The 13,981-nt window shown below is 62.3% G+C and carries 13 protein-coding genes and 2 tRNA genes; all 15 read right to left on the bottom strand.

The features are described 5' to 3' along the window. Positions 1-9 precede the first annotated feature (9 nt). The 15 genes from ftsY to DW037_RS03255 all read right to left on the bottom strand — a co-directional run bounded on the left by ftsY (position 10) and on the right by DW037_RS03255 (position 13,785). Positions 10-927, bottom strand: a complete 918-nt coding sequence (gene ftsY, locus DW037_RS03325) for a signal recognition particle-docking protein FtsY (protein ID WP_117742821.1) — start codon at positions 925-927, stop codon at positions 10-12. Then, positions 927-4,463, bottom strand: coding sequence for a chromosome segregation protein SMC (gene smc, locus DW037_RS03320; RefSeq protein ID WP_118372813.1), 3,537 nt, complete (start codon positions 4,461-4,463; stop codon positions 927-929). Before smc ends, ftsY begins: the two co-directional genes overlap by 1 nt. A gap of 10 nt (positions 4,464-4,473) precedes the next feature. Further along, positions 4,474-5,199 carry a ribonuclease III gene (gene rnc / locus DW037_RS03315; RefSeq protein ID WP_117637759.1) on the bottom strand — a complete coding sequence of 242 codons (726 nt, stop codon included), beginning with the start codon at positions 5,197-5,199 and terminating at the stop codon, positions 4,474-4,476. A gap of 3 nt (positions 5,200-5,202) precedes the next feature. Next, positions 5,203-5,445, bottom strand: a complete 243-nt coding sequence (locus tag DW037_RS03310) for an acyl carrier protein (protein WP_055309519.1) — start codon at positions 5,443-5,445, stop codon at positions 5,203-5,205. 114 nt (positions 5,446-5,559) lie between these two features. Then, entirely contained in the window at positions 5,560-6,579 is a 1,020-nt protein-coding gene (plsX, locus tag DW037_RS03305; RefSeq protein ID WP_117716045.1) for a phosphate acyltransferase PlsX, read from the bottom strand. Positions 6,580-6,666: 87 nt separating this feature from the next. Further along, positions 6,667-6,846, bottom strand: coding sequence for a 50S ribosomal protein L32 (rpmF, locus tag DW037_RS03300; protein WP_022094017.1), 180 nt, complete (start codon positions 6,844-6,846; stop codon positions 6,667-6,669). A 64-nt stretch (positions 6,847-6,910) separates the two neighbouring features. After that, positions 6,911-7,465 carry a DUF177 domain-containing protein gene (locus DW037_RS03295; protein ID WP_055309521.1) on the bottom strand — a complete coding sequence of 185 codons (555 nt, stop codon included), beginning with the start codon at positions 7,463-7,465 and terminating at the stop codon, positions 6,911-6,913. Next, a complete protein-coding gene (locus DW037_RS03290) occupies positions 7,465-7,962 on the bottom strand; it encodes an ATPase (protein WP_040358176.1) in 498 nt (165 codons plus the stop codon). The genes DW037_RS03295 and DW037_RS03290 overlap by 1 nt, the downstream gene beginning before the upstream one ends. 68 nt (positions 7,963-8,030) lie before the next feature. Continuing rightward, positions 8,031-8,528: a pantetheine-phosphate adenylyltransferase gene (gene coaD, locus DW037_RS03285; RefSeq protein WP_117716044.1), complete on the bottom strand. Its 498-nt coding sequence runs from the start codon at positions 8,526-8,528 to the stop codon at positions 8,031-8,033. After that, on the bottom strand, positions 8,521-9,177 hold the full coding sequence (gene rsmD / locus DW037_RS03280; protein WP_117716043.1) for a 16S rRNA (guanine(966)-N(2))-methyltransferase RsmD: 657 nt from the start codon (positions 9,175-9,177) through the stop codon (positions 8,521-8,523). Before rsmD ends, coaD begins: the two co-directional genes overlap by 8 nt. Then, positions 9,174-11,351 (bottom strand): ATP-dependent DNA helicase RecG, encoded by a 2,178-nt coding sequence (gene recG, locus DW037_RS03275; protein WP_118288952.1) that lies wholly within the window; start codon positions 11,349-11,351, stop codon positions 9,174-9,176. The genes rsmD and recG overlap by 4 nt, the downstream gene beginning before the upstream one ends. Positions 11,352-11,361: 10 nt before the next feature. After that, positions 11,362-13,023: a DAK2 domain-containing protein gene (locus DW037_RS03270; protein ID WP_117564154.1), complete on the bottom strand. Its 1,662-nt coding sequence runs from the start codon at positions 13,021-13,023 to the stop codon at positions 11,362-11,364. Positions 13,024-13,050: 27 nt separating this feature from the next. Next, complete coding sequence (locus tag DW037_RS03265) at positions 13,051-13,440, bottom strand: Asp23/Gls24 family envelope stress response protein (protein ID WP_187361832.1); 390 nt, start codon at positions 13,438-13,440, stop codon at positions 13,051-13,053. 161 nt (positions 13,441-13,601) lie between these two features. Beyond that, positions 13,602-13,676: transfer RNA gene (locus DW037_RS03260), tRNA-Asn, on the bottom strand. Between the two features lie 34 nt (positions 13,677-13,710). Further along, positions 13,711-13,785, bottom strand: a tRNA-Asn gene (locus DW037_RS03255). Positions 13,786-13,981 lie beyond the last annotated feature (196 nt).

Here is a 13,981-nt window from a genome sequence, read left to right as displayed (position 1 = left end):
AGTCACTCCTTAATTGGACTCGCCCACCAGGGCGCGGCAGAAATCTTTGGCATTGAACTCCTGCAGGTCATCGACCTGCTCACCCACGCCGATGCGCAGGATCGGGAGCTTGAGCTTCTCGGCCACGGCCATGGCGATACCGCCCTTAGCCGTGCCATCGAGCTTAGTCATGATAATACCGTCCAGACCCAGCGCCTCGTTAAACTCGAGCGCCTGGTTCAGACCGTTCTGACCGGTGGCAGCATCGATCACGAGCACGACCGAGACGGGCATAGGACCGGCGGCCATTTTGGCAGCGCGCTTACGCGTCACGTTGACCACCTTGGCAAGCTCGCGCATGAGCTCGGGGCTCGTGTGCAGACGGCCGGCGGTATCGATCAGCACCAGGTCGCTGCCGCGCTTATCGGCCTCGTCGAGCACGTCATAGCACACGCTCGCCGGATCGGAGCCGCGGTCGCGCTTGATGACGGGGACGCCGGCGCGCTGGCCCCACACATCGAGCTGCTCGATGGCGGCGGCGCGGAAGGTATCGGCCGAACCGATCACGACGTTCTTGCCGCGGGCGGCCATGGCGCTCGCGATCTTACCGACCGTCGTGGTCTTGCCGGCACCGTTAATGCCCACAAACAGCACGCAGCTCGGCGTATCGGAAAACGGATCGCGCTCGATGGGCACAAAGTGCTGCTCGAGCTGCTCGGCCAGGGCACGGCGAAGCTGCGGAGCGGTCTTGAGGTTCTTCTTTGCCGCGGCATCGCGCAGGTCATCGGAGACCTGAATGGCGACCTCGGCACCCATGTCACCCATAACGAGGGTGTCCTCAAGGTCCTCCCAAAAGTCCTCGTCAACCTCGCCGCCAAAGTAGAAGACCTCGTTGAGTGCCTCGCGGCTGCGCTCAAGTCCGCGCGAGAGAGCGTCAAAGAATCCCATTATGCATTCACGACCTTTCCGGTTTCGCGATCGAGTTTTTGCGAGACGACGCGGCTGACGCCGTCGGCTTGCATCGAGACGCCATAGAGAACGTCAGCGTCCTCCATGGTACGGCGCTGATGCGAAATAACCAAGAGCTGCGTATCGGAACGCAGCACATCGAGGGCGCCGATGAGCTTGGACAGGTTGGCGTCATCAAGCGCCGCCTCAACCTCGTCCAGCACATAGAACGGCACCGTGCGCGTGCGGTACACGGCAAAGAGCAGGGCGAGCGCCGTCAGACTCTTCTCGCCGCCCGACATGAGCATCATCTTGGTGATGCGCTTGCCGCGCGGCTGCGCCACGACCTCAATGCCCGTCTCGGCCGGATGCTCGGGATCGGTCATCTCCAGATGAGCCTGACCGCCCGGGAAGAGCATGGCGAAGATCTCGCGGAAGTTCGCGTCGACCTTCTCAAACGTCACCAGAAACGCCTTGCGCATCTTGCGGTCGATCGCCACCGTGATCTTGGTGAGCGCCTTGCGCGCGCTCTCCAGATCGGTCAGCTGCTCCTCGATGTAGTCGGCGCGGCGCTTGAGCTGCTCGTACTCCTCCATGGCAACTTGGTTCACAGGGCCCAGGTTGTTGATCTGGCGCACAAGCTGGTTGAGCTCGCGCTCGGCGGCATCGCGGTCCGTGGGCGCGGGAAGCATGAGCGCTTCCTCGAGCACCGTCGTGCCATCGGCGGTAATGGCCTTGATGGCCGCCTCTACCTGCACCTCGAGTTTACCGCGTGCGACCTTGAACTCGTTTTGCGTCGCGGTGGCGGCATCGACCCGCTCCTTGGCGCGGGAGACCTCGGCCTTGGCGTCCTCGATGGTCTTCTTGAGCGAGGCCGAGTCCGCCTCCTCGAGCGAAGCCTGGTCACGCAGGCGCGCGGCCCAATCCGACGCGCGCTCCAGCAGGGCCGAATAGCGCTCGTGCATGGGGTCGACGCGCAGGCGCAGCAACTCGAGCGAGCGCGAGGCCTGGCGTGTTCCGCGGATACGGCGGTCGATGCCCTCCAGGCGATGCTCCAGGTCGGGCACACGGCCCTTCAGCGAACGCAGACGCTCGCTCGTCTGAGCCAGGCGGACCTTGGCATCGGCGAGCTTACCGGCTGCCTCGGAATCGTCACGGCGCACGCGATCGAGCTCGTCGTTGGCTTCGGCAATCTGGAGACCCAGGTCGCTTGCCTGCGCACGGGCCTCGTCGCGCGAACGGGTGAGCTCGTCAACGCGCGGACGCGCAGCGCGAACGGCCTCGGCGGCCTGCTCGCGGCGCTTGGAGATGCGCACGCGCTCGACCTCGGCATTGTTGGCGCTTTGCTCCAAGCGGCCAATCTCGGAGAGCAGCGAGCGGCGCTCGCCCTCAAGACGGGCGATCTCGCCGGCGGCATCGCCCTCGGCGGCACGCGCCTCCTCGACGGCCGCATTGGCCTCGACGACCTGATCCGACACATGCTCAAACACGGCAGCCAGATCGGGCTCCAGGCCCTCCAGCTCGCGAATGCGACGCTTGCGCTCCAGGGCACCCGAAGCCTCGCCGGCATCGAGCCCAACGCGCACCAGGCCGCCACAGCTTACGCGGGCGCCATCGGGGGTCACATAGGTCACACCGTCAACGACAGGCGCAGCCAGCGCGGCAGCCAAGTCATCGACCACGTAATAGCCACCGAGCAGCGCCTCGACAATCGGGCCATAACCGGCACGCACGGAAAGGCGATCGACCAGACGCGAACCGCCAGCGCCCTCGGAGGCAGCAGAGCCGCTCACGCCACACGCCACCAGCAGCGCCTCACCCGAGGCCTTCTTTTGGTCCAGAGCCGCACGACCGGCACGCTCAAGCGCGGCGGCGTCATCAAACAACAGGGCATCGATATCGCCGGCAAGCAGCTGCTCGACCAGACCCTCGAGTTCACGAGGGGCCTCGAGCACGTCGCCCAGACGGCCTGAGACATCATCGCCCAGTGCGCCCATCAGACGACTCACCAGCGGCGAACTGTCTGCCATGCGCGCATCAAGCTTCTTTTGGCTGGCAAGCTCCGAGCGCACCTCGGACAGCTTGTTGCGCGCCTCGCTCTCGCGGGCACGCAAGTCCTTCAGGGCCGCACGGGCGACCTCGGTGGCCTCACGCGCATCGACCTGGGCCTGGCGCGCCTCCTCAAGAGCGCCCTCAAGCTCCTCGGCGCGGTCGCGACGGCTCTCGAGCGAGGCCGTGACCTCCTCGAGCTGTTCATCGATCTGCTCCAGGCGCGAGGCATACATGTTGTCCTCGACCTCGGCATTGCTCAGCGAGTCCTTCACCTTGGCAAGCTCAAGCGCGGCGTTGTCGGCCACGCGCTGCACATCGCGCTGCTCACGTGTAAGCTGCGAAATCTGATTGTCGAGCGCCACGCGCCGCTCGTGGAGCTCAGCGGCGGCAGGACCAGCGGCGTCAACGTCCTCCTGGGTCTGCGTATGCGCACCGGTCACTTCCTCAAGCTGCGCACGCGCGTCCTCGAGCTCCTCGACCACGCGACGACGCTGATGCTCGGAGCTCGAAATCTGGCCGCGCATGTCGGACAGGCGCGACACCATGTTGTGGCCCTTTTCCTCGAGCAGGCGCATATCGGAGTTAATGCGGCCGACCACGTCTTGCATATGGCGGCGCTGCTCGCCCAGGTCGCCCATAAACAGGCCCTTTTCCTCGAGCATAACCTGGAGCTTCTCGAGCTCGCGCTCCTTTTCGCCCATGCGGTACTGCGCAAGCTCCAGCTCGGCGGCGCCTTCCTTGGAGCGGCTCTCCAAGTCGTTCCACTGCGACTGCAGCGAACGAAGCTCGTCGACGGCCAGCATCTGCGTAAGTTCGTTCGCGCGCGAGGACAGCTCTTTGTACTTGCGCGCGCGATCGACCTGACGCTCCAGCGGCCGCAGCTGACGGGCGATTTCCTTATTGATGTCGCGGGCACGGGTCAAGTGCTCGTCCATCGATTTAATCTTTTTGAGCGCACGCTCCTTGCGGCGTTTGTGCTTGGAGATGCCGGCGGCCTCCTCGATGAGGGCACGGCGCTCCTCGGGGCGGCTCTGCAAAATGGCGTCGAGCTTGCCCTGGCTGATGATGGAATGCGTATCCTTACCCAGGCCCGAATCGTGCAGGATGTCCTGAATGTCCATCAGGCGGCACGGGCTCGAGTTGATGAGGTACTCGCTTTCGCCCGAGCGATACATGCGCCGGGTGATGGCGACCTCGTCAAAGTCGACGGGCAGCATATGGTCCGAGTTATCGAGCACCAGCGTGACCTCGGCGACACCCACCGGCTTGCGCGCTGACGAGCCCGAGAAGATGACATCCTCCATGGCCTGGCCGCGCAGCTGCTTGGCGCTCTGCTCGCCCAGGACCCACAGAATCGAGTCAGAGATGTTCGATTTTCCCGAGCCGTTGGGACCGACGATGACGGTCAGGCCCGGCTCAAACGTCATATGGGCGCGGTCGGCAAACGACTTGAACCCTTTGAGCGTGAGGGACTTGAGATACACGGTTCCTCGCTTAAACAGGCTTCTTGTTGAGAATCACGCCGTTGGTGGTGTAGCCCATGCGGTCAAGTGCCTCGAGTGCAGCGGCTCCCTCGGCTTCCTTCTTTGAGGAGCCGGAGCCGCGACCCTGGCGAATACCATCGATCAATACCACGGCGGTAAAGGTGGGCGCATGCGCCGGGCCCTCGGAGCCAACGAGCTTATACGCGGGAGGCTCATGGCCGTCTGCCTGCACGCACTCCTGCAAGAACGACTTGGGGTTCGCAGGATGCTCGGCACGCTCAGAGGCCAAATGGGGCTTAAGCGTACGGTGGATAAACTCCGCCGCCGCATCCCAGCCAGCATCCAGATACAGCGCGCCCACGAGCGACTCATAGACGTTCTCGAGCGCCGAGTGCAGGCCACGCGCGCCGGTACCGGTCTCGGAGGCACCAAAGATGATGATGTCGTCGATACCCAGCTCGTGCGACACCTCGGACAGCGTAGCGCCCGAGACAAGCGACACCTTCAGGCGCGTGAGCTTGCCCTCGTCAAACTCCGGATAGGACTCAAACAGGGAGCGTGCGACCACAGCGCCCAAAATGGAATCGCCCAAGAATTCAAGACGCTCATAGCTGGCAGAAACCGGCTGGCCCTCGACTGCCGAGGGATGCGTAAGGGCCGCGCGCAGCAGCACCTTATTATTGAACTCGTGGCCCAGAATTTCCTGGGCGCGCGTAAGTCGTTCAGACAAAGCCAAGACCTAGGCCTCCCTGGCGTTTTCGATGGCGTCGACGGCGTCGGCGACAGAGTTGAGCGAGAGCAGAGTCTCGTCATCGATCTCGAGGTTAAACTCGTCCTCGATAGCCGTAACCAGCTGCAGGCGCTCGAGCGAGTTGGCATCGAGATCGTCAAAGGTGGTCTCATCGCTAATTTCGGCAACATCGACGCCCAGAACGTCAGCAGCGACCTCGGCGATCTTGTCGAAGATTTCGGAGCGGTCCATAGCGCTTCCTCTCATAGTGCATGAATACCAAAAGAATGGTACCGCCCGGGCGGTACCAAGACACGGTTCTGATTCTACCCCACGACGCACGCCCCGAGACGCATAACGCCGCTGTTATAAAACGATACCGTCCATAGAGTTGGCGACGTTCTCGACCAGCCCGGCGCGCACGGCTTCGGCCGCCGCGAGCGTACCGTTTTTAACAGCCTCGACCGAGGTGGCGCCATGGCCGATCAGGACCACGCCGCGCAGGCCCAAAAGAATCGCGCCGCCCTTGGCGTCGCCAGAGAGCTTGGCTTTAATCTCGCGCATCTGCTTTTTGATGAGCAGCGCGGCAATCTTGGTGCCGAGCGAAGACATAAAGGCACCCTTGAGTTCCTGCAGCAAAAACTTGGCAGCGCCCTCGGTGGCCTTGAGTGCGATGTTGCCCGACATGCCGTCGGCAACGACGACATCGAAGTTACCGGAGGTGATGTCCGTTCCCTCGCAGTTACCCACAAAGCCGGGAACGGCGGCTTTCATGGCCGGGAAGCACGCCTTGGTAAAGTTGGAGCCCTTCTCGTCCTCGGTGCCATTGGCAAGCAAGCCCACGCGAGGATGCTCGATGCCCAGGACAACGCGGGCATAAGCGCTACCCATCTGGGCAAAACGCACCATGTCGTCCACCTCGACATCGGGGTTGGCGCCCATGTCGCACAGCACCGTCAGGCCGCCGGCACGATTGGGCAGCGCATTGGTCAAACAGGGGCGCACCGGCTGCTTCTTGCCTTCGGCCATATATCTAAACGGTGTGACGTAGGCGGTCGCGGCAGCGGTCATGGCGCCGGTGGAGCCGGCGGAGAAAAACGCGTCCGCGTTGCCCTTTTTGATGGCGCGGCAGGCAAGCACGATCGAGGACTTGCGCTTGGTCATCACGGCGCGAATGGGATCGTCATCCATGGCGATAATGTCAGGGGCTTCCAGAGCCTCCACACGCGCATGGGCCGCGGCAAAGGGATTGACGATTTCGGCGGGACCGACTGCCAGGACCTCGATATCGGGATCGGCGGCAAGCGCAGCCTCGATACCATCGAGAACAACCTGAGGTTTCTCGTCTCCGCCCACAACGTCTACACAAACGCGAACGTTACTCATATACATACTCCTTATACAAAAATGGCCGACTCATTGAGCCGGCCATTGTGGTTCCATTTGGAACGGCATCGCATCCAGAGTATACCGTTACTCGGTAACGATAACCTCGCGGTCCTTGTAGAAACCGCAGCTGGGGCACACGTGGTGCGGAAGCTTGACAGCGCCGCAACGGGGGCACGTGGACTGAGCCGCAGCCGAGATCTTCATGTTGGCGGAACGACGGGTGTGAGTGCGGATACGACCCTGCTTTTGTTTAGGTACGGGCATAGTGACCTTCCTTATGAACTATCCAGTGTGGCGATTACGCGCAAGTAGCGATACTACCACAGTTTTACTCGTCGAGCTTGAGATTCTTCAATGCTGCAAATGGATTTTCCGTGGCAGCGGCCCATTCTGCCTCTGCCTGGGCGGCGCAATCGCATTGCTCGACGTTGAGATTGCAACCGCAAGTGGGGCACAGGCCGCGGCAATCGGGCTTGCACAGAACGACAAACGGCGTGTCCATGACGACCGCGTCGTTGATGGGCTCACCCAGATCGACGATGCGGTCCTCACCCAGGAGCTCGTAGCCGTCCTCGTAGGCCTCGGGATCCTCGGGCTCCTCGAAGAGGTAGAACTCCTCGATCTCGCCGGCGATATCAAACGAGGCGGGCTCCAGGCAACGGTCGCACTCGCCGGTGGCGTGCGCGCGGACCATGCCCGTGAGCAAGACACCGGTACCGGCATTGGTAAAGACAACGTCGTAGTCGATGCCGTCCTGTAGCTGGTACTCCTTCTCGCCCACCGTGTAGGTGGCAACATCGACCTTGCCGGTCAGCGGATACGAATCACCAGGAAACTCGAGCTGCTCAGAAAGATCGACGGTAACGCTCGGGAACTCAGCCATTACCACTGACCATTCTGTTGGGCGGCACCCTCGTTGAGCTGCTGACGGCAACGGGTAACGGTGCCGGTCAGGCTCTTGAGGTTCTCCTCCAGGTGCGTAAAGACCTGCTCTGCGTAGTCCTCGGCAGCATAACGCGTCTCGCGCTCGTACTGCTGGGCACGATCGCGGATGTCGTCGGCCTGCTGCTGTGCCAAGCGGACGATCTCCTGCTCACCGGCAATGGTGAGGGCCTGCTGCTGAGCGTCGGCGATGATGGAATCGGCCTGAGCGGCGGCGGAAGCCATAAGCTCCTCGCGCTCCTTAAGGATACGGCGGGACTTCTGCCACTCCTCGGGATAGCTCATGCGGATCTCGTCGAGGATGTTGAAGAACACGTCGGCGTCGATGACCTTGAACTGAGCGTTCTTGCCGAAAGGCGGCTTGGCTTCCTCGATCAGCCCTTCGAGCTCATCGACCAAGCTGACGATCCTATCGCCAGGAAAATTCTCGCCCGGCATCCAGTCTCCTTTCATAGGTAACATATCATCGTGCTAGTTTACCACATGCCACCAGGCAATAAAAAACGTCACGAAAAGCGGTGTCTGAGCGCTTCGACCACGTTGGGCGGGACAAACGTCGATACATCGCTGCCGAGCGAGGCGATCTGGCGAACGACCGAACTCGAGATATAGCCGTACTGCGGCGCACTCATGACAAAGATGGACTCCAACTCGTTATCCAAGCGATAGTTGAGGTCTGCCTGCTGCAGCTCGTACTCAAAGTCGGTCATGGCGCGCAGGCCCTTGACCACGGCCCCCGCCCCCTGCTCGCGAGCGAAGTCGACCAAGAGGCCGGTAAAGGGCAGGACCTCGACGCCGTCGATATCACCGAGCGCCTCGCGAGCCAGCGCCACGCGCTCATCGAGCATAAACGTGGTGCCCACACCGTTTTTACCCTGCGACTCGGCGACAGCGACGATCACGCTGGGAAAGATGCGGCGGGCGCGGCGGATGACGTCGATATGGCCAAACGTGATGGGATCGAAGGTGCCCGGGACGATCACGCGGTTGATGGTGTCACTCATGGGCGTTCTCCTGAACCGTCATGGCATCGTTGTTGTAAGCATCGGTGCCGGCGCAATCTTCCTCACTATCGTCATCGCCGACCCAACGAAGCAGGTCGACCGAGGTAATGCCGTAGCGCTTCTCGCGCACGATCTCAAAGCCTGCCGGATGCGCGCCCGCATCGGCGGCGGCATGCTCAAACAGGGCATAAGCGCCAGGTGCAAGCAGACCCTGCTGAGCCAGGTTCTGCAGCAGTATCTCGACCGGCTCGGCACCAAAAGCATAGGGCGGGTCGAGCAGGACCAGATCAAAGGGGCCGCCCGGCACACGACCGCGCGAGGCGCTCGCCAGCATGTCGCCCGTTACCACGCGCCAACGCGCACGGTCACGGCAGAGCGACTCGATATTCTTGGTAATGAGCCGCGCGGCATTCCGATCGATCTCGAACGTCGTGAGTGAGCGGGCACCACGTGAGAGCATCTCTAACCCTAAGGCACCGGAGCCGCCAAAAGCGTCCAGCACGCGGACCTCGTCCAGATCGAAGTCGAATGCCGACATGACCATAGATGCGCATGCCTCGCGCACGCGATCGGTCGTGGGGCGGGTGACATCGCGACCACGGGGCTCCTCGATCTTACGACCGCGCCATTCGCCGCCGATGATTCTCATCCTCCGCTGACCTCCTTAAAAATGTGTCGATATCGCATGGCGACCGCATCGCGCAGGGGGCGCGTCGCCACGGAGTCAAGGTTGCAAGCATACCGCAAGAGCTCGACCGCGTCCAAATGGGCCCACTCGATCAGCTCCTCGTCGGCATCCAGGTCGACAAAGCGCAGAGTCACACCGCCATGCTGGCGGTACCCCAGGATTTCGCCCTCGTGGCGCAGACGAAGGTCCATCTGGGCGAGCGTAAAGCCGTCCGAGGTCTTTTCGAGCGACTGGAGACGCTCTTGCGCCGCCGAAGCGCCGCCGTTGCCCTTGGAGTGCGTCATGACCAGGCAGGTGCCCGACACGCTGCCGCGGCCCACGCGGCCGCGCAGCTGGTGCAGGGCCGCCAAGCCAAAGCGCTCACCGTTCTCGATGACCATGACGGTGGCGTTGGGCACGTCGACGCCCACCTCGACCACCGTAGTCGAGACGAGCACGTCGATCTCGCCGCGCTTGAAGGCATCGATAACCTGGTCCTTCTCCCCCGCTGGCATACGGCCGTGAAGGCGCTCGATGGCAAGACCCGGCAACGCCAGACGCAGGCGATCGAGCTCGGTCGCCGTATCGTGCAGCGGCACGGGGACCGTCACGCGGCCCTCGTCGTCGCGGGCGATACCGGGCACGTCCTCAAGCTCATCGACCGAGTCACTCGGCTCCACGAGCGGGCAAATCACGTAGGCCTGCTGACCCTTTTCATGCGCCTCGCGGATGGCGCCATAGGCAAGGTCGCGGCTCGACTCGGTAAGCACGCGTGTCATCACGCCAGCGCCAGGGACGGGCCGATGGCGGATGATGCTCGTGTCCAGATCGCCGTAGACCGAAAGCGCCAGCGTACGTGGGATGGGCGTTGCCGTCATAACGAGTAGATCGGCACCAGGGCCCTTCGCACGCAGGGCGTTGCGTTGGCCGACGCCAAACCGGTGCTGCTCATCGATGACCACGAGCGACAGATGCTTAAACGCCACGTTATCCGAAAGCACCGCGTGGGTGCCAAAGAGGACATCGAGCTCGCCCGATTCCAGCTGGGCATGGATCCGCTCGCGCTCGGCCGCCGGCGTGGCGCCCGTCAGGAGCGCCCAGGTCATGCCAGCCTGCGAGAGCAAGGGGCCGGTCTTATCGGCATATTGACGCGCCAGCACGCCCGTGGGCGCCATAACGCAGGCCTGCGTGCCGCTATCGGCAGCCACAGCCAGCGCGCAGGCGGCAACAGCGGTCTTGCCGGTACCGACATCGCCCAGCAGCAGGCGGTTCATCACGCGCCCGCCATCGCACATATCGCGCAGGATATCTTGGAACGCGGCCTCCTGCTCGTCGCTCAGCGAAAACGGCAGGGCCTGCTTAAGCGCGGCCAGGTGCTCGCCCGCGGCGTGGGCATAGGGCACCACATCGACCAGGCCGCCGTCGTTGCGCAAGCGCAGCGCCAGCTGAAGGTAGAGGCACTCCTCGTAGGCAAGGCGTGCGCGCGCGATATCGCGCTCAGCCATGCTCGAGGGAAAGTGGATCGATCGAAGGGCACGGGCATGGCTCATCAGGCGACGTTTAACGCGTAAGCGTGCCGGAATGGGATCAAAGGGATTGCCGACGACCTCGAGCGCGCCGCTTACGATACGGCGCATCCATGCCTGACTCACGCCGTCACTCACGTAATGGACCGGCAGGATAGTGCCCGCGGCGCGCCCTTCCTCAAGCTTTTCAAAGTGCGGCGAGGCCATCTGCTTAAAGCCGTAGGCAAACTCGACCTTACCCATTACGGCCAGGCGGTCGCCCTGCTTAAGCTGCTGGGCAATCCAGGGCTGGCGGAAAAAGGCGACCTGCAGCACGCCCGTCTCGTCAACGAGTGAGACCTCGGTCACCTGCATGTGCGGACGAGGCTGCTTTTGGACGATACGGTCGACCGTGGCGATGATGGTACACACGGTACCGATGGGCGCCATCTCGATGGACCAGGAGCGCGTAAAGTCCAGGTATCGATGAGGGATATGGAGAAGGAGGTCCCCCACCGTCCGAATTCCCAGACGGCGAAGGGCCTCCTCACGTTTACCCGAAACATATTTGAGTCGCGCGATATCCTCGTCGAGCGCATTGCTCTGGGCAAAGCGCTCCGAGACGCGCGGCACGGAGCACAGTTCGGACATGGGCAGTTGCCTACTCGATCGAGAAGATCACGGGATAGAGCGGCTGCTCGCCACGATGGGCGTCAATCTCCAGATCGGGCTGAGCCTCCTCAATGGCATCGACAATCTCCTGGAAGGCCTCATTGGACAGTTCCTCGCCTGCCAGAATCGTCAGCGCGTCGCCCTCCTCTTCCTCCTGCATACGGTTAATGCAATCGAGCGTGACCTGCTTCACGTCGGAGCCGACCACATCAATGGAGCCGGCAATGATACCCATGACGTCACCGGAGTGAATCGGCGAGCCGTCGGAGGCGCTGGAATCGCGCACGGCACGGGTGACCTCGCCATCGCGAACCTCACTGATGGCGTCGACCATAGCGGCGACGGCATCCTCAAGCTCGGAATCGGGTAGGACCGCGAACAGCGCGGAGAAGGCCTGCGGAACGGTCTTGGTGGGAACGACGGCGACCTTCTTGTCGGTGCAGGCTGAAGCAGCGGCCTCGGCGGCCATGCGGATGTTGCCGTTGTTGGGCAGGATGATGACCGAGGTCGCGTTGACCTGGTCGACGGCGCCCAGCAGGTCTGCAGTCGAAGGGTTCATGGTCTGGCCACCCGAGACGATCACGTCAACGCCGAGAGACTTGAGGATGTCTGCCTCGCCGGAACCGGCGGCAACGGCGACAAAGCCCAGGGCCTTCGCGGGCTCGGCGGCCTTTTCCTGGTCCTCGTGGATCTTGGCAGTACGGTCGTGGGCCTCCATCTCCATGTTATGGATAAAGACTTCGTAGATCTGACCAAGCTGCAGCATGTGCTCGAGCACCAAGTTGGGGGTGTTGGAGTGCACGTGAATCTTGTAATCGGGGTAAGCACCCACGAGCAGCTCGCAGTCGCCCATGGAACCCAGGAACTTGAGGCACTCGTCCTCGTCAAAGGGAGCGTCGGCCTTAAAGAGGAACTCGTTGCAGTAGCGGAATTCCGAGCCCTCCCAGTCGTCGTTGGCCTCGATCTCAACACGACCAAGGGCCGCGTCGCGGGCAGAGCAGGCGGAATCAAACGTGGCGGAGAAATCCTCGACAACGGTGCTGCGGCCAAGAGCGGCGGCAACAAAGTTCTCAAGGAAAATAGCAAAGCCAAAGGCGCCGGAGTCGACCACGCCGTTCTCCTTCAGAACGGGCAGCAGGTCGGGCGTGCGGGCGACGGACTGGTAGGCCTCGACGACGATGGCGTCGAGCGCGTCCTCGGCCGAGAACTTCTTCTTTTCGCACTCGTCGGCCTTGGTCGAGACATCGCGCAACACCGTGAGGATCGTACCCTCGATGGGCTTACGGACGGCCTGGAAGGCAACCTTGACGGCACGACGGAAGGCGAAGGCGATGTTGGCGGACGTAATGGGCTCGTCGGCGGAGACAAGGCCCTCGGCCACGCCGCGCAAGATCTGCGAGGTGATGACGCCGGAGTTGCCGCGGGCGCCCATCAGGGAGCCGTGGGTGATGGCGCCGGCGATGGCCTCCATGTCGGCGTCGGCGGGAAGGGCAGAAAGCTCCTTGGTCACCGAGGCGAGCGTGAGCGACATGTTGGTGCCGGTGTCACCGTCGGGCACGGGAAAGACGTTGAGCTTGTTGATCTCCTCGGCCTTGTCGGAAACGGCAGCCGCAGCGATCGGAAAACAGGTGCGAATGGTCTTTGCAATCATGGGTATTTAAATCTCCGTTTTCGGATGCTAGTTCAGACGGCTCTTGAGCGCGTCGATATGGATGCCGATCTTAAGGCTGGCGGGATCGATCTGGGCGATCTCCTGCAGGGTGAAGGCAACGGAGCTCGAAAGATTGTGGCAGACGGATTTCATGTTGACGCCGTTCTCGAGCACGACGTGAAGATCGACCGTAAGGCCGTTCTCGTCGGCGGAGACAAGCACGCCCTTGCGGAGGCGCTGACCGGCAAGCAGGCGCACGCTCTCGGCGCCTTGGAGCTGCTCAGCCATACCGACGACGCCATAGCACGTCATCGCGGCATAACCGGCAATATCGGCAATAACGTCGTTCGAGACGCTCAGGCTGCCGTTAATGGTCTCAGACACAAGAATCTCCTTATCTGGTGCTCGCGGCACCATGTCGTGGGAGCAATCATTGCAATATTCTACAACGACCGCGCCATGTTGAGGTGGTGGGTCGCGGGATTACATCCTCGACACGAAATGTTGATATGGCAACGTTCGAGTCAAGTGGTCGCGGCATGAAAAAACCCGCCGCATAAGCGACGGGTTTTACAACCTGGCTCCCCGGGTAGGACTCGAACCTACAACAGCGCGGTTAACAGCCGCGTGCTCTACCATTGAGCTACCGAGGAATTTAAAAGCCCAGCGGAATGGGCTGAGAAATTCTGGCTCCCCGGGTAGGACTCGAACCTACAACAGCGCGGTTAACAGCCGCGTGCTCTACCATTGAGCTACCGAGGAATAGGTGCGTGCTCTCAAGCAACGAAGTTTATTATACGGACGAATCAGCTTAGGGCAAGAACTTTTTTAAGAAATTTTCTCGCCTTGATCCCTTGGGGACGGCCTAACTGCCGGCACCGGCAACGGAAACGCCGATGTTTTGACAATGCCAGACACTATGACCCAATCCAGGGGCACGGAAACGACAGGAGCCCCC

The sequence above is a fragment of the Collinsella sp. AF39-11AT genome, from assembly GCF_003474585.1.
Taxonomy (GTDB): Bacteria; Actinomycetota; Coriobacteriia; order Coriobacteriales; family Coriobacteriaceae; genus Collinsella.
The sequence above is the reverse complement of the archived record's forward strand: the minus strand, read 5'-3'. Positions and strand labels throughout refer to the sequence as shown.

What these genes read in the sequence shown, in the direction of transcription:
- DW037_RS03310 (WP_055309519.1), bottom strand. Translation starts at nt 5,445, where the DNA reads ATGGACCGCTCCGAAATCTTCGACAAGATCGCCGAGGTCGCTGCTGAC.
- DW037_RS03265 (WP_187361832.1), bottom strand. Translation starts at nt 13,440, where the DNA reads ATGGTGCCGCGAGCACCAGATAAGGAGATTCTTGTGTCTGAGACCATT.
- DW037_RS03290 (WP_040358176.1), bottom strand. Translation starts at nt 7,962, where the DNA reads ATGCCGGGCGAGAATTTTCCTGGCGATAGGATCGTCAGCTTGGTCGAT.
- rsmD (WP_117716043.1), bottom strand. Translation starts at nt 9,177, where the DNA reads ATGAGAATCATCGGCGGCGAATGGCGCGGTCGTAAGATCGAGGAGCCC.
- coaD (WP_117716044.1), bottom strand. Translation starts at nt 8,528, where the DNA reads ATGAGTGACACCATCAACCGCGTGATCGTCCCGGGCACCTTCGATCCC.
- rpmF (WP_022094017.1), bottom strand. Translation starts at nt 6,846, where the DNA reads ATGCCCGTACCTAAACAAAAGCAGGGTCGTATCCGCACTCACACCCGT.
- DW037_RS03295 (WP_055309521.1), bottom strand. Translation starts at nt 7,465, where the DNA reads ATGGCTGAGTTCCCGAGCGTTACCGTCGATCTTTCTGAGCAGCTCGAG.
- DW037_RS03270 (WP_117564154.1), bottom strand. Translation starts at nt 13,023, where the DNA reads ATGATTGCAAAGACCATTCGCACCTGTTTTCCGATCGCTGCGGCTGCC.
- ftsY (WP_117742821.1), bottom strand. Translation starts at nt 927, where the DNA reads ATGGGATTCTTTGACGCTCTCTCGCGCGGACTTGAGCGCAGCCGCGAG.
- recG (WP_118288952.1), bottom strand. Translation starts at nt 11,351, where the DNA reads ATGTCCGAACTGTGCTCCGTGCCGCGCGTCTCGGAGCGCTTTGCCCAG.
- plsX (WP_117716045.1), bottom strand. Translation starts at nt 6,579, where the DNA reads ATGAGTAACGTTCGCGTTTGTGTAGACGTTGTGGGCGGAGACGAGAAA.